14 protein-coding genes, 1 pseudogene and 1 riboswitch are annotated in these 22,034 nt (G+C 45.5%); of the genes and pseudogenes, 11 read left to right on the top strand and 4 right to left on the bottom strand.

Going from position 1 to position 22,034, the window contains the following annotated elements:
• The first annotated feature begins 13 nt into the window (after positions 1-13).
• A complete protein-coding gene (locus ABGV42_RS06275; RefSeq protein ID WP_347380887.1) occupies positions 14-3,070 on the top strand; it encodes a glycosyl hydrolase in 3,057 nt (1,018 codons plus the stop codon).
• A 79-nt stretch (positions 3,071-3,149) separates the two neighbouring features.
• On the top strand, positions 3,150-5,276 hold the full coding sequence (locus ABGV42_RS06270) for a discoidin domain-containing protein (protein ID WP_347380886.1): 2,127 nt from the start codon (positions 3,150-3,152) through the stop codon (positions 5,274-5,276).
• A 102-nt stretch (positions 5,277-5,378) separates the two neighbouring features.
• Here ABGV42_RS06270 and ABGV42_RS06265 read toward each other — a convergent pair whose 3' ends face one another.
• Positions 5,379-6,695 (bottom strand): erythromycin esterase family protein, encoded by a 1,317-nt coding sequence (locus ABGV42_RS06265; protein ID WP_347380885.1) that lies wholly within the window; start codon positions 6,693-6,695, stop codon positions 5,379-5,381.
• 476 nt (positions 6,696-7,171) lie between these two features.
• On the opposite strand from ABGV42_RS06265, the gene ppsA reads away from it, so the two are divergent.
• From ppsA to ABGV42_RS06235, 6 genes are all read left to right on the top strand, one after another.
• A complete protein-coding gene (gene ppsA / locus ABGV42_RS06260) occupies positions 7,172-9,790 on the top strand; it encodes a phosphoenolpyruvate synthase (RefSeq protein WP_347380884.1) in 2,619 nt (872 codons plus the stop codon).
• Positions 9,791-10,033: 243 nt separating this feature from the next.
• Complete coding sequence (locus tag ABGV42_RS06255; protein WP_347380883.1) at positions 10,034-11,167, top strand: serine hydrolase domain-containing protein; 1,134 nt, start codon at positions 10,034-10,036, stop codon at positions 11,165-11,167.
• A 78-nt stretch (positions 11,168-11,245) separates the two neighbouring features.
• A complete protein-coding gene (locus ABGV42_RS06250) occupies positions 11,246-11,398 on the top strand; it encodes a hypothetical protein (protein ID WP_347380882.1) in 153 nt (50 codons plus the stop codon).
• A 276-nt stretch (positions 11,399-11,674) separates the two neighbouring features.
• Positions 11,675-12,151, top strand: coding sequence for a sigma factor-like helix-turn-helix DNA-binding protein (locus ABGV42_RS06245; RefSeq protein WP_347380881.1), 477 nt, complete (start codon positions 11,675-11,677; stop codon positions 12,149-12,151).
• Positions 12,127-13,404 carry a DUF4179 domain-containing protein gene (locus ABGV42_RS06240; protein WP_347380880.1) on the top strand — a complete coding sequence of 426 codons (1,278 nt, stop codon included), beginning with the start codon at positions 12,127-12,129 and terminating at the stop codon, positions 13,402-13,404. The genes ABGV42_RS06245 and ABGV42_RS06240 overlap by 25 nt, the downstream gene beginning before the upstream one ends.
• 251 nt (positions 13,405-13,655) lie before the next feature.
• Complete coding sequence (locus ABGV42_RS06235; RefSeq protein ID WP_347380879.1) at positions 13,656-14,393, top strand: spore germination protein; 738 nt, start codon at positions 13,656-13,658, stop codon at positions 14,391-14,393.
• A gap of 565 nt (positions 14,394-14,958) precedes the next feature.
• On the opposite strand, the gene ABGV42_RS06230 is transcribed toward ABGV42_RS06235, so the two are convergent.
• The 3 genes from ABGV42_RS06230 to ABGV42_RS06220 form a co-directional block, all read right to left on the bottom strand.
• Positions 14,959-16,455 (bottom strand): amidase, encoded by a 1,497-nt coding sequence (locus tag ABGV42_RS06230; RefSeq protein ID WP_347380878.1) that lies wholly within the window; start codon positions 16,453-16,455, stop codon positions 14,959-14,961.
• A 142-nt stretch (positions 16,456-16,597) separates the two neighbouring features.
• A complete protein-coding gene (locus tag ABGV42_RS06225; protein WP_347380877.1) occupies positions 16,598-17,578 on the bottom strand; it encodes a DMT family transporter in 981 nt (326 codons plus the stop codon).
• A 145-nt stretch (positions 17,579-17,723) separates the two neighbouring features.
• A riboswitch (FMN riboswitch) is annotated at positions 17,724-17,874 on the bottom strand.
• A gap of 83 nt (positions 17,875-17,957) precedes the next feature.
• Positions 17,958-18,455, bottom strand: a complete 498-nt coding sequence (locus ABGV42_RS06220) for a DinB family protein (protein ID WP_347380876.1) — start codon at positions 18,453-18,455, stop codon at positions 17,958-17,960.
• 130 nt (positions 18,456-18,585) lie between these two features.
• On the opposite strand from ABGV42_RS06220, the gene ABGV42_RS06215 reads away from it, so the two are divergent.
• The 3 genes and pseudogenes from ABGV42_RS06215 to ABGV42_RS06205 all read left to right on the top strand — a co-directional run bounded on the left by ABGV42_RS06215 (position 18,586) and on the right by ABGV42_RS06205 (position 22,030).
• Positions 18,586-19,143: a CGNR zinc finger domain-containing protein gene (locus ABGV42_RS06215; protein WP_347380875.1), complete on the top strand. Its 558-nt coding sequence runs from the start codon at positions 18,586-18,588 to the stop codon at positions 19,141-19,143.
• Between the two features lie 489 nt (positions 19,144-19,632).
• Positions 19,633-20,689 (top strand): annotated as a pseudogene (locus ABGV42_RS06210) (amino acid permease).
• A gap of 267 nt (positions 20,690-20,956) precedes the next feature.
• Positions 20,957-22,030, top strand: a complete 1,074-nt coding sequence (locus tag ABGV42_RS06205) for a hypothetical protein (protein WP_347380874.1) — start codon at positions 20,957-20,959, stop codon at positions 22,028-22,030.
• Positions 22,031-22,034: the final 4 nt, after the last annotated feature.

The following is a 22,034-nucleotide window of genomic DNA, read 5'->3' as shown; positions in this document are numbered from 1 at the left end:
AGGTGGATAAATAATGACAATATGGAACCTGCTAAAGGATCCGCCTGCCCGTTATCGAACAAAACCATTCTGGTCATGGAATGACGATTTGAATAAGCGCGAGCTTTTAAGGCAGATCGAAGAAATGCATGAGGCAGGCATTGGCGGTTTTTTTATTCACGCCCGAGGAGGCTTAACGGTACCATACATGGGTGAGCAGTGGATGGAATTAATCGGATTCTGCATCGAGAAAAGCCAAGAACTCGGTATGGAGGTGTGGCTGTATGACGAAAATGGCTGGCCCAGCGGCTACGCTGACGGTAAGCTGCCTGCCCTCGGTCATTCCTACCAGCAAAAGCGTCTGTCTTATGAATGGGCTCCCTTTAGGCAAGAAGAAAAGATGACGATTGCCACCTATATTCAGATTGAAGACAGGCTGCATCTCCTCGATCAAGATGATCCACGCAGACCCGACTTTCGAGTGTATTACGAGGTCAATCCCTATTATATCGATACGCTTAGTAAACATGTGGTAAGCACATTTATTACGATGGTTTACGATGCGTACTGGTTAAGGCTTGGCACAAAATATGGTTCAGCAATCAAAGGGATATTCACGGATGAACCACAGTTTGGTCGGGGCGAACTTCCGTGGTCATTGGAGCTTGCGAATGTATTTGAGAGCCGCTGCGGTTATTCCCTATTCGAAGCACTTCCAGAACTGTTTCTGGAAACCGATAACTGCCGGAAGACGAGGCATGATTATTGGTCGTGCGTAACCACAATGTTCACAGAAGCCTATGCCAAGCAGGTAGGAGCGTGGTGCGGGGAAAGGGGGTGGATGTCTGTCGGTCATGTCGTAGATGAACAAACGCTGATGAGTCAAGTTACCTCGGTAGGCGATCCTCTTTGCTTTTATGAACATCTGCACATTCCGGGTTGTGACTGGCTCGGCCGATCTGTTGGCGAAGATCCGCTGGTTCCCAAACAGGTCAGCTCCGTTGTCCGTCAACTCGGCAAAAAACAGGCCATGACCGAAAGTTACGGCTGTTCGGGATGGAATATTAGCTTTCAGGATCTGAAACGAATCGGAGAGTGGCAATTTGTTCATGGCATGAATCTCTTGTGCCAACACTTGCAGGCTTATACGTTAAGAGGTCTACGTAAGCGCGATTATCCGCCTTCTCTTTTTTATCAGCAGCCTTGGTGGGAACACTATCATCACTTTAACGATTATTTTGCCCGGTTATCGATGCTTCTGGTGGAAGGTACCAGACAGGCCGAAGTATTGCTGCTGCATCCCATCAGCACCGCTTGGGTGGAACAAACAGGGGCGGATTCAGCACGTATCGAGCCATATCATCAATCGTTTGCACAGCTGTCCCGTTGGTTGTGTCAATCGTTCATCGAACATGATTACGGCAGTGAGGGAATGCTGGAGCGTCATGGCCATGTTGATGGTGGACGATTCGTTGTAGGGGAAGCCAGCTACTCGGTTGTTGTCATACCCCCAAGCGTCACCTTAAGCAGCAGGACCGTCCAGTTGCTTCATCAGTTTATCCTCCAAGGGGGAATGTTAATTGCGCTAGAGCCGTACCCGCGTTTGATTGATGGCGAAGAGAATGAAGACATCAATCGATTAATCCATGCTGCCCTAAAACCCACCAATACCCGTTTATCCATAGCCAAGTTGATTTCCGGTAAGGTTCCACCATCGATTTCAGTAAATGACAGGTGGGGAAATCCAATTGCATCCGATATGGTTAACGTCCAGACACTGAAGCTTGGTGACTCTTTTCTCTATTATTTGGTGAATTCAGGTGACGAGGCATATTCAAATACGGAAATAACCATTCATCAAAAGGGAACGCTTTCTCGTATTGATTTGCAAAGTGGCGACTTCAAATCAGTGAACCAAAAGACAGTCGATGGCGGTACACAGGTCGTCTTGACGCTCTATCCTGCTCAATCCTACATGTTCCGGCTCGCACAGAGTGATGTGCAATGTTATTCCGATCCAATTAAACGGCTTCAAACGCACTTAACCGATAGTCATATTCATCACTTGGATAACCAGTGGAAGATCGAAGAAATGGATGTGAATAGCATTACGCTGGATACCTGCAGGTATCGTGTGGAAAATGGTGAGTGGTCCACTGAAATGCCTCTTATTTTCATTCAGGAAAAGTTGCTGCAGATCGGTTCCCCTGTTCATATGGAGTTGGAATTCAGTGTTAACCTTGCTTTTGAACCCACTGAAGAACAAAAATTGTATTTGGTCGTGGAAAATCCGGAGAAAATGCAAATCGTTGTGAACGGAAATCAAGTAGAATCGACCAGCTGTGGTTGGTGGAGGGATATTTCTTTCCAAAAGATAGATATCGGAGGGTACCTTACTTCAGGACTTAACAGGATTAGGCTCCACCAGTATTTCTGGAATACACCCGAAACGTATGCAGCGATGACTCGGGCAAGCCAATTCGAATCCGAAGCGAATAAGCTTACATTAGATACGGAAATTGAAAGCATATATATTATCGGTGATTTTGCTGTCAATTCCCAATCAGGTTATGTTGATGATACACGTGGAGTCAAATATACGGATGGACCGTTTGTGCTCGCCGACGCTCTACAAGTATGCTCGCTGGAAGAAGGCTTGATCAGTCAAGGTTTACCGTTCTTTGCGGGGAGCATTAGAGTTGCGCAGACTGTTCAAATACAACTAGATGACGGAGTTTCCTGGTATTGGGACTTCGCTTCACCACCAGATGCAACAGTCACCAGGTTAAGGATCAACGGAGCAGATACTGATGTTTTCTTATGGGAACCGTTTGTCTCGAATATTACGGAATATCTTGAACCAGGAGAAAATCTCATCGAGCTCGAATTGACTGGAAGCTGCAGAAACTTACTCGGGCCTCATCATCATATTAAAGGGGAACCCATCAAAGTAGGCCCCGACAGCTTCAAGGATAAACCCGGATGGACGGATAAGGATCTGGAACCGAATACATCTATTTACCAAAATCGCTATGCTTTCGTGCCGTTTGGACTCTCTGCTGCTCCCAGGATGATTTGTATTCCTGAATGATTGGAACATTATGAGAATTCAAATTCAGAAATATTGTATGCGCTTTCGAAGTGGAGAAAATAACAGGAGGCGATATGTAATGGGATGGCTTAGAACAAATTTTCGTGCAAACATTATGCTTACCATTGTTTTTGCTTTGCTGCTGACACCCTATTCGAATTCTCACGTTAAAGCATTGGAAAGTGGAGAACAGCATCTTCAGGCAAGTCCAGCCACAATTATAACCTACGAGCCTTCGGTCCGGTATGCACCTTCCGTAAATTACACGCTTAAGGCAAACGGAGTGCCTGTTCCTGTAGTAAAGGGGTTCAGCGACTATGACTATGCGCATTTTTCGATGTCAGAAGGTCCTGTTACTTACGAATTAACGATCCTGAACACGGACAAGGTGCATGAGTATTCAATAAGTCCGAAGAAACTCGGAATTCAAGCCGACAAGATCGAGGGCAGAACCATCACCTTTACAACTCAATCCGACGAATACCTCATCGTCATGATGAATAATCGCAAGACACGCATGGTCATCGCTGCGGATCCACTCGAAACGGATGTCCCCGCTACAAGCGGCGAGGGAATCTTTAATATTGGAGCAGCACCGTATCATGTAGCATCTTCGGGTTCGTCAGCAGCTGGAGTTTCAGCCAGAACCCAGGCCATTCAACAGGCCATTGAAGATGCCAGCGAATACGGAACCTTAAATGGTGGAGGAGCTCAAGGGATTGTTTATGTACCTGCAGGGACTTATTATATTGGCAATTTGGTCTTGAAAAGTAATACGGCGATCTATATGGCACCTGGAGCCACTTTGGTAGGTACGGGCAAAACTGCAGATTATGCGGAGCACTGGTTCAAGGATTCGATGGGACGACCGGCAACCTGGTGGATCTCCACCGCCTTCCAATCCGAGAACATTCGAATCTATGGACGGGGTACAATTGACGGCAATGGTCAAGCCTTGCATGATGACAAAAGTACTAACGGAAAGGGAATGATTAATAATCTGGTCGTTCCGATTGATACGTCCCACTTTGTGATGGAAGGCATTGTCATCAGAGAGTCAGCAGGATGGGCTGTGGTTACGGTTCGTTCAGATGATCTTGTCTTCCAAAATCTAAAGCTATTTAACAGTTTGGGGATGGGCGAGAACGACGGTATTGATGTTTGTGAATCCCAAGATGTCATTGTACAGAATGCGATTGGAATCTCGCTTGATGATCCGTTCTCCACAAAATCGTGGAAATCAGATACGGATATCGCTTCTGGAAAAGTGCCATGGCCGGGTAATCCTGAGCCTGTTCGGAATGTGCTGTTTGAGGACACGATAGCCTGGACGTTATGCTACGGATATAAGGTTGGCCAAGGCGTTATGCAGAATCAGTCCAATATCGTATTTCGCAATGGCGTTGTTTATAAAGCGGCAGTGGGGTTCGCGATTCATCACAAATACGGCACCGGCTCAGTTAGTGATGTCCGGTTTGAATCGATGGATGTTGAGGACATCAGTGGAAAGAACGAAGATAATAGTGCCTGGATGACCCTCTTCACGGTGAATAGTGGCAATAACGGTGTTGGACCCATCAGTGATATCATGGTTAAGGATATTACGGTACGTGACGCTGGTGAAAGTTTTGCGAAAATGAAAGGGTTGGAAGGCGCCAAGATCACGGATGTGACTTTCGAAAACATTTATATGCCTGGAGCAAGCCAGCCTGCGACTACACTTCACGAGATGAATTTTTTGAGCAAGGAACATTACGAAGATATTACAATCAGACCGGTTCAAGATGAAGAACCGCTTCCAAGAACCAACTTAGCGCTTCATCGACCGGCAGTAGCTTCATCTCGGGATGGAGTCGAAGATACCGCCCCATTCGTAAATGATGGGAATTTCACTACTCGCTTTGGTTCAAAACGGGGAGTGGACCCAGGTTGGGTATATGTGGATTTAGGTGAAACTAAAACGATAGATGAAGTGAGGCTGTATTGGGAAACTGCTTATGGCAAGAGCTATCGAATACAGGTTACCGAAGATCCGAGTCATGAGGGGAATTGGAGAGATGTATACAGTACCACAACAGGTCAGGGTGGTATAGAGACCGTAACTTTTGACGAAGTGGAAGCACGGTATGTTCGAATGTATGGAACGGTTCGGGCAACCATATACGGTTATTCGATTTGGGAGTTTGAGGTTTACGGTCCCGAGTAAAAACCAAATGTCAGCGGCAGTCTCATCATTGAATCGGTCTATTCCGAGACTGCCGCTTTTATATTGGTTTATTCTAAAATTTAGACCTTTCTCCAAGCACGGTTATGAAGAGAACAGTGCTTCCGTTGCAACCGGCTTATGGACCGGGAGTGGCTGAAGAGCAGTGGTCTGATCAATGTGGACAACCGCATCATAACGGTCTGCCATGCTGGAAGGTACATAATTGCCAAAACGTTCAAGCTTTGGATCATACACCACACCGATGGCTCGGTGGCCAATGATTTTATGCAGTAGGGAGGACGCTTCGGAGAGCATGACCATGCCATTTCGTCCGCCTCCTGCCTGGTGCATATAGTCCTCCCAGCTTCCTGGCTGTCCGGGAGGTACAATCATTTTCTCAACAGGATCTCCCCAGGCTCTTCCGGCAAGGACTTCTCCTTCGTAGGTTCCGAAACCAACGGCAAACACCCGATGTTGCGGATCCTCACGCAGCAGCTGACCTACATTCACCATGCCATCTTCCTGCATGTCCGTTGCCCGTGCGTCTCCGATGTGCGTATTATGCTCCCAGACGATGGCTTTGGCAGAAGCCCCATAGTAGGACATAATTCGCTTCAGTGATTCCACCATATGTCTATCCCGTATATTCCAGGACTCCGGTCCGCCGCGAACCATTGTTCGATAATAGGCTTCTGAGCTGGAAGTTACCAGCATGTTAACCTCTGCGTTCAATTCTTCTTCACTAGCCGGGTGCGCCATACGCTGTTTCTGCATCTGCTTTAATAGTTCGACTACTTCATTCTCGCAGCTCTCGGAGAGTAATCCTGCAGCAATACCATAACTCTGATGGTCCTTGTTATATGGATCGAAGCAGGCATACGTGCGGCGGGCCTGCTCCAACTGAGGAGACTTGGTTTTCTCCAAATATCCAATAATAGCCTCCATCGATTCCCATAAGGAGTACATATCGATCCCATAAAATCCGATCTTAGAACGTTCATTGCTGCTACCGTGTTCAGCTGCATTATATTCTTTAAGCCATTCGGTAAAATCACGAATATCTGTATTCGCCCACATCCAAGTCGGCCAGCGAGTAAAATCACCCAGTGCCTCTGCAGCTGAAGAATCGGCACCTGGAGCCCCTTTTATATACCGATTCAACCGATAAGCAGCGGGCCAGTCCCCTTCAACACCTATAATGTTGAATCCCTTGGTTGAAATCAGCCTTTTCGAAAGCTCAGCCCTGCAACGATAGAAGTCAGCTGTTCCATGACTCGATTCCCCAAGGAGCACAATATCTACATCACCAATCGCATCAACCATTCGGTCCAGATTCTGCATTTCGTCCATAGGGATAAATAAGGCACCCAGTTCTTTCAAATATGCACTCTTCTCTGAGCGAGAGTCATTGGAATTCATGAAATTCTTCCTTCCTATAGGCGGTATGAGAGAATTATTTCCGAATTGTTCACTGAATAACCAAATCAAGCCGCTGAGGTGGAAAACATAAATTAATGGTGTCATTTATAAGGCCTTCTTTAATGCTCTATTTTCCGCTGCTTCCAGGGTCCTTACGGATTTTCACTGATAGAAGTTGTTCTGAATCAAGGCGAAAATAACAAATAGTGCACCGTAAATTTCATTCATGCTGATATTATATCCTTGCAACACCCCATAGCACATGGAGGAGCATGAAGAAAATACCAAAAAAGGACCAGACAAAATTAGTCAGGTCCTTTTTTGGTATTGCATATAAAGTAACACGATGGTATGATCAGTTCGCGAGAATATTTTGTATGTAGGCATAAATTATCTATCTTATATTTTTATTGTAGCATGCCGCTAAAATCTTGTCAAAGGATTTTTTTCAATTTGATGATTAGGAGAGATGTTGAATGAATTCTATGGTTCTGGGTTTCCAGGAGATCGAAAGGACACAGCTTTGGCTTGTTGGCGGGAAGGGATTGAATCTAGGCGAATTATCCAAGAGGGAAGGGATTCAAGTTCCTGAGGGATTCTGTGTTACAACGTTGGGATATCAAAAAGCCATCGAACAGAACATCACATATCACTCTTTGCTCTGTCGACTAACGATGCTTCATGCAGAAGAGCGTGATCAAATTGGTGAAATTAGCAGAGAGATTCGGCAGCTCATTTTGGATTCGGAAATTCCGTCCGATGTTGTCGAAGCCGTAAGCCGCTACCTCAGCCAATATGGAGATGAACATGCATATGCGGTGCGTTCCAGTGCAACAGCAGAGGATTTGCCGCATGCTTCTTTTGCAGGGCAGCAGGACACCTATTTGAACATTATCGGCAAGGAAGCCATTCTGCAGCATATTCGCAAATGTTGGGCATCCCTATTTACGGATCGGGCGGTAATCTATCGTATGCAGAACGGATTTGACCATAGCCAAGTATATTTGTCCGTTATTATACAGAAGATGGTTTTCCCGCAGGCATCAGGAATTCTATTTACTGCTGATCCTATTACGTCCAATCGAAAGGTGTTATCCATTGATGCCAGTTTTGGACTAGGAGAAGCATTGGTGTCTGGTTTGGTATCTGCTGATAGTTATAAAGTACGGGGAGAAGAAATTATTGATAAAAGGATTGCAGCCAAGAAACTCGCGATCTACGGACTAAAAGAAGGCGGAACAGAGACTCGGATGATCGAACCTGACCGGCAAAAGACTCAAACACTTACCGATCAACACATATTAGAATTGGCCCGGATAGGAAGACAGATTGAAGCTTACTTTGGTTTCCCGCAGGATATCGAGTGGTGCTTGGCGGATGACACATTTTTTATTGTGCAGAGCCGGCCGATTACGACGTTATTTCCGATCCCTGAAGTGAATGATCAAGAAAATCACGTATACGTATCTGTTGCCCATCAACAAATGATGACCGATCCCATCAAACCACTTGGCTTGTCATTTTACCTCATGACAACTCCTGCACCCATGCGTGTAGCGGGCGGAAGGTTGTTTGTTGATGTAACGGCTATGCTAGCCGCACCTGCCAGCAGAGAAATGATATTAAATAATCTCGGTCAATCCGATCCGCTCATCAAAGACGCTTTGATGACCGTGATTGAGAGAGGGGATTTTGTAAAATCGTTACCAGGCGACAACAAAGTGCAGAATCCCGGTGGTGGCAATAAAGGATTGCCCCCAGTAGGATCTCCATCACCAATCAATGAACAAGATCCGTCCATCGTTTTTGATTTGATCAAGAACAATGAAGCATCTATTGAAGAGTTAAAACAAAACATTCAAACAAAATCCGGATCTGACTTGATTGATTTTATCCAGGAAGATATTCAGGAACTTCGAAAGATATTATTTGACCCGCGAAGTTCAGCTGTAATAACAGCTGGTATGAACGCTTCCTTTTGGCTCAATGACAAAATGAACGAATGGTTGGGTGAGAAAAACGCAGCAGATGCAATTTCCCAGTCTGTGCCAAACAATATCACTTCCGAAATGGGGCTCGCGTTATTGGATGTCGCAGATGTGATTCGTCCTTATCCTGAGGTCATTCAGTACTTACAACATGTTAAAGAGGATCAATTTCTGGAAGAGCTCGTTCAATTCAATGGTGGGCAGGAAGCATCAGAAGCGATCCATGCATACCTTAACCGATATGGAATGCGCTGTGCCGGAGAGATTGATCTGACCCGAACACGTTGGATTGAAAAACCACTGACACTTGTCCCCCTGATTCTGGGTAATATCAAAAACTTTGAGCCTAACGAAGGCAGTCGGAAGTTTGAGCAAGGGCGACAGGAGGCTATGAGAAAAGAAGAGGAGTTATTAGGACGATTGAAGCAGCTGCCTGATGGAGAGCAAAAAGCAAAAGAAACAAAAGAAAAGATCGATCTCATTCGAAATTTGAGCGGGTACAGGGAATACCCCAAATACGGCATGGTTCATCGTTACTTTACTTATAAGCAAGCTTTGCTCAAGGAAGCTGAGCGACTAGTTCAGGCGGACGTTTTGCGGGAAAAAGAAGATATATATAATCTTACTTTTGAAGAGCTTCGGGAAGTGATAAGTCACCGTAAAGTTGATTATCAGATGATCAGTACGCGAAAAGACGAATACAAATTATATGAAAAACTAACTCCACCACGTGTGATCACGTCAGATGGCGAAATCATTGCAGGTAAGTACAAAAGAGAAAACCTACCAGCCGAAGCATTAGTTGGTCTTGCTGTCTCATCAGGTGTTATCGAAGGGCGTGCACGTGTGATTCTGAACATGGAGGAAGCTGAGCTGGAAGATGGAGATATCCTCGTTACCGCTTTTACAGACCCGAGCTGGACACCGTTATTTGTATCCATCCAAGGGCTAGTCACCGAAGTAGGTGGACTCATGACCCATGGAGCCGTTATTGCACGTGAGTATGGCTTGCCTGCAGTGGTTGGCGTGGAAAATGCAACGAAACGGATTAAAGACGGGCAGCGAATTCGTGTGCATGGAACAGAAGGGTATATCGAAATCTTGTAGTGTAGTTACACCATCAAAAAGGCAACATACAATAGAGTATAACACTGCGTTGGTTGCTGCTAGAGAAATGTATTTAACTTCAAGTCGCTAGTTTAGCGGCTTTTTTTCTTTTTGTGGAACAAGTTACTTCGGATGGTAGTCAACGCTTACAAATGGTCGTATAGTAGTGATATGTGATTCGTGGAGTTACCATGGTTCACATTGTGCATTAATAAACGATTCTACATAGAAGGACGGATAAACATGGACTTTAAACCGCTTGCTTCATTTATTGATCGCATCACATCCTGGAGAATTCCGTGGGCAGAGGTGCTGGTCATACATCAAAATGACACCGTTTTCCACTATCGTAATGGTTATGCTAACCTGGAGGAGAAAACACCAATCGCCGATGGGGCCATCTTCAATCTCTACTCCATGACCAAAATCATGACCTGCGTTGCAGCACTTCAGCTTGTAGAAAGAGGGCATATGCTGCTCAGTGATCCAGTGTCCGACTACCTGCCTGAGTTTGCGGAGATGAATGTGAAGAAAACCATGCCGAATGGCGAAATCAGACTGGAGAAAGCGACAAGGGCCATTACGGTACGTGATTTGTTTACCATGACAGCGGGCTTCTCGTATGACGTTGGTGCGCCATCCATCCAAGAAGCCGTGCAAAGCACCAATGGAAAACTGCCGACACGTGATTTTGCGAAAGCGCTCGCGAAGGAACCGCTTCTATTTGAGCCAGGTACGCATTGGAACTATAGCATGTGTCACGATGTGCTGGGAGCATTGATCGAGGTTGTAAGCGGCAGACGTTTCGGGACATATCTGCAGGAACAAATCACCGGACCCCTTGGCATGAACGATACAGCTTTCGATCTGAACGACGAGCAGCAGTCACGTCTGATTCCACAGTACGCATACAATGATGAACTCGAAAAAGCCATCCGCATGGATGGTAACGGGTTCCGTGTAGGCACGGAATTGGAGAGCGGTGGGGCGGGGCTGTTGTCCACCGTACGGGATTATGCGCTGTTCCTGAACGCGCTCACTGGGAAAGGCATCAGTCCTGATGGCGTTCGCATTTTGTCACAGGCATCCGTGGAATTGATGCGGACAGATCATCTGAATGAGATGACCCGCGCTGATTACTCTTGGGATCATATGGGGGGATATGGTTTTGGACTCGGTGTTCGTACGCATATCTCCAAGTCGGAAAGCGGCTCATTGAGCCCGCTTGGCGAATTTGGCTGGAGCGGAGCTGCCGGATGCATGGCGATCATCGATCCGGACTCGGGGCTCACCGTGATGTATGCACAGCATCTGCTGAACAGCCAAGAGCCTTACATTCAGAGACGTTTGCGAAATGTTGTCTACTCCTGCATGTAGTTTGAAGGCCGAGTGTCCATACTGAAATGAGTTCTCTGGATGGAGCCGTTTACCAGAGTATCGAATGTCGAATAAACTTTGAAAACGAAAGAAACAGCAGCAGGCGCCCAAACCGTGTCCGCAGCAACCGAGAAGCAGCTAGCCTCCATGCAAGAGATTAGCTCTTCTTCTACCTACCTGGCTCGTATGGCGGCAAGACTTCAAGAGTTAACAGAGAAATTTAAAGTCTAAATGCAGTTTTCTCATAATTGAGCAAATAGCTAACATGAATGAAAATTCATACGATCTGTTTCGTTGATGAGTGCTAAATTAAACATATGTAGTATCTATTTCTAACAACCGTTACCCGATGATTACATCGGGTAACGGTTGTTTAATTTTCTGGAATCAAGCCCGGTTATAAAATTGATATAATGAATGCAGTTTTTTTCGGAATTTGTGCAAAGTTGAAACCTCACGTTGATATTAACCATCTAACATACATCTACGTGAAAGGAGGGGGATTTATTGGACGTAACCAAAGAAGTAAGAAGAGCTCAAAGAGGCAACGTTCAAGCTTTCGAGAATCTGATACAAGCACATAAAGTCGTTATGTACCTTCTAAAAGCGTTCGAAAAGATCAAGACACTGCGAGAGCCTGTTTTTTTCAAAACTTGGCTGCTACGGATTGTCATTAACGAATGTAACCTGATTCATCGGCAAAATAAAAAAGTGACGGACCTCAGTGATTTTGCTGTTCCTTTTACATTTGAGAATGGATATGGACAGATCGAATTGGAACAGCTACTCGAGGCGTTACCCGGAGAAGACAGGCGACTCCTTGAGCAGTATCACATTAATGATATCTCCATCAAGGATTTGGCTGAGATCTATCAGAAGTCTGAGAACACGATCAAAACGAGGTTACGCCGCGCTCGTGAAAATGCACGACATATCTTGGAGAAGCAGGAGGGCTATGCATGGAAAAATGGGAGCAGCAACTAAAGGAACAAGTGAATCGTCCACTTCCTGAAAACATGGATATGTTCATGACCCAAACGCTTAGCGAACTATCAACAAATCAAAAACATAAAAGGTTACATAAACGATTGTTCTATGCATCCACAGCAGTAGTTGCTTCGTTAGCCTTTACGGTAGGCATAGCGTCTTTGTCTCCTGCATTTGCAGATGCTGTGAAGTCCATTCCGATCATTGGATCTGTCTTTGAGTTAATAGGGGAGGATGGAGTGAAAAAAGCTAGCAAGCTAGGATTATCACAGAAGCTCAATCAGCAGGTACGAATTGGTGATCAGGACATTACGTTTACAGAGAGTCTATACGACGGTTCTAATATAAACCTTGGCTGGATTACATCGGATCATGACAAAAATATCTATGAGTTTTTGAATAACATCAGTTATACAGTGAATGGTAAGCGCATTTCAGATTACGCTGCGAATGCTCCTGCTCTTAAGTTGGAAAATGGCACTTATGGTGGATTGCTTCAGATTGATCCCAAAGATAAGCTGCCAGACAAATTTACCCTGGGTGTTGTGTCCCGTGATGAGAAAACAACCTACGTTGAAATTTCGGTTGAGCGTCAAGGAAGTTATCTAACGATTCCAATTGCCAAATCGGGAATGTGGAACGACTATGAAATGAATTATGATGCACTTGCGCTGTATCCAACGACAACGGAGTTGACCTTTCGCCTACAAGGTACTAATAGTGCAATCGGGATTTTAAAATTTATGGTGAGGGATGAGCGTGGTCATGTTTTGAGAACCACTGGTAACCAATTCTCGAGTGCTCAAAACAATAGTGAGTACAAGTACCTTTTTGAACCCTTTAACTCTAAGCCCAACAAAGTCACAATCACGCCTTATATAAGTACAGCCTATACAACGGAAAAATTAAACTTGGAATGGAAAGGGAGACCGATAACCGTTCCACAAGGAGCAGTGGGATCTATCATTGTATTGGATCAGCAATGGGAGAAAAACCAACTGACCCTTACTTTTGAAGTCACAGGAGAACGCATTAATGAACAAGTAAGCAATATTTGGCTTTACGATCGAATGGGTAATTCATTTCCAAGAGTCAACCCACCCATTCGGATTGAAGGTAGCGATAAGTATGAGGTCACGTTTGCCAACGTCAACAGCACGGAGTCCATACAGATCGCCACACCTGTATTCAATCCAACGAATTATCTCCAGGACCTTGAAGTCACAGTTGATTTAGAAAAAACGAACTGAAGGCATAACATATTTATCCATGCGAAATGAAGCTTTCCTCGTGAGGTATAAAAACTGAAAGTTATATATATCCATATAAATCACTTCATATGTATCAAACAGGAAAAATAATGTTACACCATTACAAGTCGCTAAGTTTAGCGACTTTTTTGGTTTCAAGTTTGGAGTTCGTCTTTCTAAAGCAAAATGAATATGCACGAGAATAATCGTCATAATAAGGAAATGCTGCTTGAAGAAGGGAGTGGAGGGTAGTGACTGAGTCATCTGGAACGAACACGAATGATGAATGCATAACTGAAAACTTGAACGAATCCATTGCCAAAATTCAAGAAATCTTTACGAATACTCATGACTTGATCATTCGAAAGTTGTGGATCAAACAAACTGGTGAACAGGCAGCCATCATTTACATGGACGAAATGACTGACAAAACGATGCTTCATCACGACGTTCTTGCACCACTTCAGCTGGAGTCCGGTAATCCTTCCGAAGACTTCATCACGACCGTGGGGAATGTGAAACCTCAATCCAAGTGGGCAGAGCTTAAGCTTGCCATTATGATTGGCTACAGTGTGCTTTTCATCGATGGGCGAAGTGAAGCCTATACACTGGATACCAAAGGTATTCCTCAACGTGCAATTGAGGACCCTCAGCAAGAGCCTTCATTGAAAGGGGCGCATCATGGATTTATAGAAAACGGTGCACAAAATATAGCCATGATTCGACGTTATATTGCGGACAAAGAATTAAAGCTAAAACGGTATATTGTTGGGACACGCGGACAGACGGCCGTATCCCTGCTTTATTTGGAGGACGTGGTTGAACCTGAGGTCGTTAAAGTTCTTGAAGAACGCATTCAATCCATTGATGTGGACGCCATTATTAACACGGGCGAATTAGTTGAGTTTATTGAAGACCAACCGCTTGCCTTGCTTCCGCAGATTATTACGACTGAAAGACCGGATACTGCTGCTTCGCGAATACTTTAAGGTTGGTTCATTACCAATTTGATGTAGAAGTTGATCTACGAATCGCTGCCACCGGGGCAGTAGAGTAATCTACAATAACTCGCTATGTATTCGGTCATATTTACAATAAATAACGTCTTGAATTGGAGAATTTCACATATTACATTCTCTCGGAACGGTGGATCCAGACCATTCCTATGTTTATGAAATATCGCAATATCTGCTCGTTTTTCTGGTGGTTAGGGGATTGGGATGGGATGAAAGTCGTCTTACAGAAGATCAACAAAACGGAATCGACAATGCAGTTAAACTCATTGAACGAAAGTTGCCTTTTGATGGATGCGATTTTCATATTTAAAAAATCTCATATCATCCTTGTGAGCAGTAGATATTAAACGTAATATTTATTATGTAAACTATATTTTTTGGAATCTTGATAACGCGATTGAGCATTTAGCCATTCGTATCAAAATTAAAACATGTAATACACATTTCATAGCAGATGGAGAAAATTGAACACATAACTAACTCCGTTACACCTTGATATACTCAAGCGGTAACGGAGTTAGATCAATATTTGTTTCCCTTAATCAGGGAAAAGTGGATTTCCCTTCATTCCGATCCAAAGTCCGGATGCTTCCAACTGACCAGCCAGATGGAGCAGCCAGTCTTCACGCCCTTTGGTTGCCATAACCTGTACGCCCATTGGCAAGCCATCAGGTGTCAGGTGTAGCGGAACGCTCATCGCAGGCTGGCCTGTCAGATTTGCGAGCTGGGTGAATGGGGTGTAGGTGAGACTTGGCTCAAACATCTCATAGATTAATTGCTGCTGATGCACCTTGTCCAATTCGCTAATCTGCATCAGATGCTGGATTTGCTCCTCATGAGGAGTCAGTTCTCCAACTTTTGGTGCAGGAAAGGCATTAACGGGTGTTACATAGAAGTCATATCGCTCGAAGAGCGTTGACATCTGCGCGGCGGCTACGTCCCATTCTGCAAGACTGTGAACGAATTCTGCAGCCGATACCTTTTTGCCTGCTTCAGCCAGAACCCAAGATTCAATCTCCATATCACTCGATGTCAAAGGTCTGCCCATCGCATGTTCCATGGAGGCGATCATCGCCGCCATTTCACCGCTGTTCATCATGTAATAGTTCTGCATCAACCGAACGCCATTGACCGGGCTCAGTTTTTCCTCAACATGATGACCTTGTTCCTCCAGCCAGCGGACCAGTTTGTATACCGCTTCCTTCGCATCCTCACATACGGGTGTTCCCACCGGCGAATCCGTGGTATAAGCAATCCTCAGTTTGCGTTGATGTGGATAGTTCATATCTGCCAGGTAACTGCCCGGAAAGAGTGGGGCATGGAACGCGGCTTCAGGCTGAATGACCTGCAGTGTATCCAACAGGGCTGCACTGTCTCGCACCGTACGGGATAACGCAAAGTCGATGGATGCACCTTGCCATTGCCGGCCAACACCGGGCCCTACAGGAGTCCGTCCGCGAGTGGGTTTTAGTCCGAAAAGTCCGCTAAAGGAGGCGGGAATCCGGATCGAACCACCGCCATCACTGGCTCCGGCGAGCGGAACAATTCCCGAAGCCACAGCAGCAGCTGCGCCGCCGCTTGAACCTCCTGGAGAATGGTTTGTGCTCCATGGATTGCGACTCGGGCCGTGAAGACGTGGTTCAGTAATATTTTTGAGGCCGAATTCCGGTGTATTCGTATGTCCAATGATGACGAAGCCAGCATCACGGAGTCGGGATACAAAGTTGGAATTGCGTAATGCCCGATGATCCTTCAGAAGACGGGAACCGGAAGTCAGAATTTCCCCTTCTAGCGACTGCGAGATGTCTTTGAGGAGTAATGGCACGCCTGCAAAAGGCTGTTCGCCTGGACGAACGTAGCCAGCTTCCTCGCGTGCACGTGTTTCATATGTACGAATGACCGCATTAAGCTGAGGGTTAACTTCTTCCATACGTGCGTATGCCGCTTCCAGCAATTCAACGGGGGAAACTTCCCGCGCCCGAACCAGTTCAGCCAGACCTATGGCATCATAGGACGTATATGAAAATGAAGACATGACGATCGTTCCTCTCCGAAAATATGAAATAGAATAAGTACCTTTCATATGTCATCGTACCACTGGAATTATAAAAAGACAAAAGGCACTGCAGATCCAGATGGATGTGTCAGTGCCTTAACAAGTATAAGTAGGATCTTATTTACTCGGCCCGAAGCTTAGGAGCTGCGTCTGAAGCTGTGGTAGATCGTTCCTGCTGTTTGGAGATGGCGAACAATGCAATCCAGATCAGAACGAATCCAATCAACTGTTCCCAAGTGATAAGCGTCCGGAACGCAATCCAGTTCACAAGCACACCAGCCATTGGGAAGCTCAGCTCAGCCAGTGTGGCCACAGAGGCTTTCGTGGAAGAGAGGCCTTTATAGTATAACAACAGACTCAGCAAACCAGGCAAAAGCGCCTGCCCCAAAATGTTGAGCCCAACAGCCGCCTGTTCTCCTGCACCGGATGGCAAGGTCCAAGCTGCACCTTCGTTCCAGGTCATGAGAATCAAAAGCGGAAGAGCAACGACGAAGCGGAGCGAGGTGACCGTCTCATAACGGGTTTGCCCCAGCATCAGTCGTCCCATTACCGTAGAGCCACCCCATAAGGCAGCAGCGCCAAGTGACAACAGGCTGCCCGCATGAATCCAGTTGTTCCAGTTTCCAAGCGGAAGTGTGAATCCAAATGTAAGCAGATAGGTTCCGATGAGAGCAACAATAAATAACCAGCCGAAACGGCGCGGTAGTGTTTCCTTTAATAAGAACTTAGCCAAAACAATCGCGAAGATGGGCTGCATTTTTTGCAGCAACAAGACGGTATTGGGATCATTATGTGTCAGTGCCAGCGTGAATAGGACCGTTGCCAGTGCTGAGCCGCCCCATGAGATAAAGATAACAGCGATCCAGTGACGGGCTCGCAGATTTTTCAGGTCGGCGCGGAATTTCCATAAGACAGGTATAGCTATTAAGCTCACGATGATATGTTCCACCAGTACAATTTGAGTGGAGGTCATCGTTTGCAGCAAAATAATGCGGAACAATGGATCTACGCCCCAAAGGGCTGCACCGAGAACAACGAGCCAAAATCCGGTATTGCTTCGTTCCTTGCGATAAACGGTTGATGCATGCTGTGTCTTTTCCATATTCAGGACTCCTTCGTCAGAACACGGAATCTTCAGTTGGCAAAATCGACAAAAGCCCCCGTTTTGGCATACACCAAATAAACGGGGGCTCATCCATGAACATATCGTCAGGTAAGAAACCTTCCCAATAAGCGGTATGTCATGTGTTGATCTTCTCTCATCCGGACTGTACCGTCGGCCTTGGAGTCACACCAAGTCAGTCGCTGTTACCCTAAGCAGTCAACAGCGAGTCGCGGGCTGGTTCCAGAAGGAACATCACCGCCGGTTGGGAATTGCACCCTACCCCGAAGATCCTATTCAATTTATAGGTTATTGTACAAGTTGTAACTTTAATAAGTTCATCTTATTCCTGTAAGCGCTAGCAGTTCAAGCAATTTTTTTAGAAAATGATATTCCAGCTTCCTTGCTGCCTGCGCAGAAGCACAATCTGGCCGGCGTGATAAGCATCGTGAAGCACCCAGCGGGCGAGTTCGTGTCCCCACTTTTCCGCTGTGTCCATATATGAAGCTTCCAGATCCGATGGCTGTAAAGAGGCTATTTTTTCACGAAGCCCTGCAGCCACTGTATTGAGTTCTTGCACAAGATGATTCCATCCATCGTAGTTCTTCGGCTCCCCAGGGTCGCCAAAAGTGGAAACATTGCTTTCAGCTGGAGGTTGAGAAGGTGTAGTCCCTTCAAGCCGACTTAACAAACGATTGTTGTAATAATACATATGGTTGACCATCTGCCAGATGCTTAATCCACCGGACGGAGGAACCCAGGCCGCCTGTTCGGCTGTCAGTCCTTCAATCGCTTTTGACAAAGGGACGATCCAATCAATCTGATCCCAGGTACTATCTTTCTGAATGAGCAATAGATCTGTTGCCGTGGTATTCATTAATATACCTCCCTGAATACATGGTAACTAGCTAAAGTTGTTCAAAGTAGTTACAATTAATGTAACACAATTACTGATTTTTGTAACCATCATTTTTATATATAGATAGTTACACTTTTCGGAGGTACGAATGGACAGACTTTGGACGGATTTTGTAAACAGTGATTACCACGATTGGCGCGGGGGAGAGCGGTCAGAGGATCGATTAGCGAAGCCTGAGTGGCAGCAACGCTTTCTGGAAAGGTGGAGCCTGCAGGCTGCCATACCTGCTTCAATGGAGGAAGAGAACTCGATGAGAATACTTAGAAATGAATTACATGCTTTGGCAACCGAGCTATCTCATGGAGCATTATTAACAGATGAGAACCGAAAATGGCTTAACGCTATCATGGAGAAAGGCCGCGGGTATCGAGAACTGACTTTTGTTGAGCAGAAGCTGGAAGTGGAGTGGATTTCAGTCGGCACAGAGTGGCAGCAGATTATGGCAGAGGTCGCAGCTGATTTTGCAATAACACTTGCAGAAGGAGAGGCAGCGAGAATTCGAATCTGTGACAATACGGACTGCCGCTGGATCTTCTATGATGATACACGAAGTCGTACTCAGAAATATTGTGATGACAAAATGTGCGGAAATCTGATGAAGGTAAGACGGTTTCGGGCCAAGCGAAAAGCAGAGCGAAAAAAGTGACCTTACCGTACAGGATGTAATGTCATTCCTTAAAACAAGAGAGAAAGCCGCATCTATGGATGTGGCTCTTTGTCGCGGTATAACGTTTAATCCCTTGTTTAAGACAGCTTTTGCAGGTTAAGGACAGTGAAAATAGACGAAAATAGCCCACATTTTCAATAATGCATATAACAACGCATTAATGATAAAAGCGAGCGAAAATAAGGTGTTAAAAAACTGCGCATAATATAAATTATGCGCAGTTTTGTTTTATATCGATTTTCATTTTGCAAGTTAACCATCAGTTCACGATATTATTCGCCTTAAAAGCACAAAATAGTACAGTAATCATAAAAATTTAGCGTAGTAACGCCACAGCGTGTAGGATACGATTGATTTTTGTAGGTGACCGGTAAGATAGAACAAACGACTTTTTTATAGAACAGATCGAGAATGAAGCAGATATGAAGGTATACTTCAATCTACGTTCGTAATGAGAGGAACATGTTTATGTCAGAGAACCAGAAACGATCTTCGCTGCTTCGGAAAAAGCCAATTGCCTACGGGGAAGAAAACAGCAGTGTGCTAAAGAGGGTGCTTGGTCCTTTGGACTTAACCACTCTAAGAGTTGGAGCAATTATTGGTACGGGAATTTTTGTACTAACAGGAGTCTCAGCGGCAAAATATGCAGGTCCTGGATTAGTGCTCTCTTTTTTGCTTGCAGGCATCATCTGTGCATTCGCTGCACTTTTTTATTCCGAATTTGCATCCAGCGTACCTGGTTCAGGCAGTGCATACACGTATAGTTACACCGCCTTTGGTGAAATCATGGCCTGGATCCTTGGTTGGGATCTGATCCTGGAGTATGGATTTGCGAGCGCAGCCGTGGCCAGCGGATGGTCCGGGTATTTTCAGTCGCTGCTGTCAGGCTTCGGATTGCAGTTACCCCAGGATCATTGATTTTGACAGGCCTCGTGCCTTTCCACATGCTGAATGTTAGCGACCCGGTTGCTTTTGCGTTTGAATTCGTGAATCTGCACGGTCTATCCTGGATTGTGGCCTTGGAGCAATTACCGGGATAACTACCGTTTTGCTCGTCATGATGTATGGGCAGACCCGACTATTATATTCCATGTCACGTGACGGATTGCTCTCACCGGTGTTCTCGAAGATCAGTGGTAAAAGCCAAACGCCGGCAACAGGTACATGGGTGGCAGGGATCATCATTGCGTTATTCTCAGGTTTCATCTCACTGGGCCATTTGGCTGAGCTTACCAACATCGGTACATTGTTTGCATTCGCCGTCGTGATTCTGGGCATTATCGTTCTTCGGAAAAACAACCCTGATCTCAAACGCGGCTTCAAGGTACCTATTGTTCCCTGGATTCCGATTCTTAGCGCAATCGGTTGTGTGTATCTCATGACACGCCTTGCTGCTCTGACATGGATCACGTTTTTCGCTTGGCTGGTTATCGGATTAATCATTTATTCCACGTATGGTCGACATTACAGTCACGTGAATCCTCTACGGCAGGGATCAGCAGCTGATCAAGCCAAAGGGAAATAAGAAATAAACAGAGTTGCTAATTGCCACTAAATATTCTTGCTGGATTCACTACCCCATAATGCATGGCTAACGCTAGGGCAGTATGGGGTTTTCTATTTTAAATTGAAGGGGAAAACGAGGAAAGAAGGTTGGCTTAAGCTATAATTTCGGGTATCTATTAAAGGACATGTTCATTCTCGACCATATCAGTCGGGGTTGCGGTCAATTCAATTATGAAATATATTGAGGGATGTGACATGCCATCAGACATAGGAGAGGGGATGTATCATGAACACACCAATACATATCAATCAGCTTCACCGAAATCCGAATTTCGGATTTGCACTAGCAGACTCTAGCGTACTTGCAGAGGCGAAGGTGACTATCTCACACCCTGAGGAGAAGGACGTCTTTCAGTTGGAAATAGACCCTGATCGCAAGTTGAAAGATGGACGCAAGGTATCCGTCATTGCACAGCAGCTTGATGCACCGATCCACCGGGATGACGCTGCGATCATATATGGTCAGGAGCTTGGTTCCGTTCAATATTCTGTTTCTTTGAAACCTGAGAGCACGATTTCATTGAGCTCCATAGAAAGTGTCGAACAGCCTGTTCAATGGGGATGGGCCGATTTTACAAAAGGTGACTATGAACTTCGGATTTCATTGCACCTGAAAACACCCCGGATTGCAGAAGGCCCACTGGAGCCTGAACAAGAAGCCATGGTAAAATACTCACAGGTCGTTACGGTATGCATGACGTTATTTCCATCAGAAGCGATTCAGCATCAATCTGCCGTTTCATCCAAATGGGGCAGGAATCATCATGTATTTGACGGTTATGGTCGTGGTGGATTTATATTAGCGGATCTACCACGTATGTCGAAACGAGTGGAAGAACTTATTGGTTCTGGTAATCATAACTTGATTGAACAATTCGGAGAGGGTGACCTTTCGGACACTTTACTAGATGAAGGGCTCATGGCTATTGCATGGAGGGTGTCTCCGTGGTGTTACTCACTCTACTCTGCACCCGACAAGCAAGCGTCCTCAACACTTGCCGTAGACAAACTTGGTGAGGAGCCTGAGTTCAGAGGAGTTTACCGGATTGCTCCGGCTGTACAGCAGTTAAGCATCGTACCTGCTCATGAACTGGCCAACTGGCCGGCATGTGCCGAGAAAGATTGGCCTTTGATTGATGTATCAGGGGAAGGTGAGACTTTGCATATGGACCTCTATGTACAGATCTGCGAGTCTGTTAACGGTTTGTACGAAAATCCGCTGCCATCATTTGTACTTACTCGCAGTGAAGGTCGTCCGAAGGAAATCAGTCCACTGATTGACGTGGTCATTGTTGATTAAATGA

Source organism: Paenibacillus pabuli (assembly GCF_039831995.1).
In the GTDB taxonomy this organism is placed as follows: domain Bacteria; phylum Bacillota; class Bacilli; order Paenibacillales; family Paenibacillaceae; genus Paenibacillus; species Paenibacillus pabuli_C.
The sequence above is the reverse complement of the archived record's forward strand: the minus strand, read 5'-3'. Positions and strand labels throughout refer to the sequence as shown.

What these genes read in the sequence shown, in the direction of transcription:
- ABGV42_RS06265 (WP_347380885.1), bottom strand. Translation starts at nt 6,695, where the DNA reads ATGAATTCCAATGACTCTCGCTCAGAGAAGAGTGCATATTTGAAAGAA.
- ABGV42_RS06205 (WP_347380874.1), top strand. Translation starts at nt 20,957, where the DNA reads ATGAACACACCAATACATATCAATCAGCTTCACCGAAATCCGAATTTC.
- ABGV42_RS06255 (WP_347380883.1), top strand. Translation starts at nt 10,034, where the DNA reads ATGGACTTTAAACCGCTTGCTTCATTTATTGATCGCATCACATCCTGG.
- ABGV42_RS06225 (WP_347380877.1), bottom strand. Translation starts at nt 17,578, where the DNA reads ATGGAAAAGACACAGCATGCATCAACCGTTTATCGCAAGGAACGAAGC.
- ABGV42_RS06240 (WP_347380880.1), top strand. Translation starts at nt 12,127, where the DNA reads ATGGAAAAATGGGAGCAGCAACTAAAGGAACAAGTGAATCGTCCACTT.
- ABGV42_RS06215 (WP_347380875.1), top strand. Translation starts at nt 18,586, where the DNA reads ATGGACAGACTTTGGACGGATTTTGTAAACAGTGATTACCACGATTGG.
- ppsA (WP_347380884.1), top strand. Translation starts at nt 7,172, where the DNA reads ATGAATTCTATGGTTCTGGGTTTCCAGGAGATCGAAAGGACACAGCTT.
- ABGV42_RS06220 (WP_347380876.1), bottom strand. Translation starts at nt 18,455, where the DNA reads ATGAATACCACGGCAACAGATCTATTGCTCATTCAGAAAGATAGTACC.
- ABGV42_RS06230 (WP_347380878.1), bottom strand. Translation starts at nt 16,455, where the DNA reads ATGTCTTCATTTTCATATACGTCCTATGATGCCATAGGTCTGGCTGAA.
- ABGV42_RS06275 (WP_347380887.1), top strand. Translation starts at nt 14, where the DNA reads ATGACAATATGGAACCTGCTAAAGGATCCGCCTGCCCGTTATCGAACA.
- ABGV42_RS06270 (WP_347380886.1), top strand. Translation starts at nt 3,150, where the DNA reads ATGGGATGGCTTAGAACAAATTTTCGTGCAAACATTATGCTTACCATT.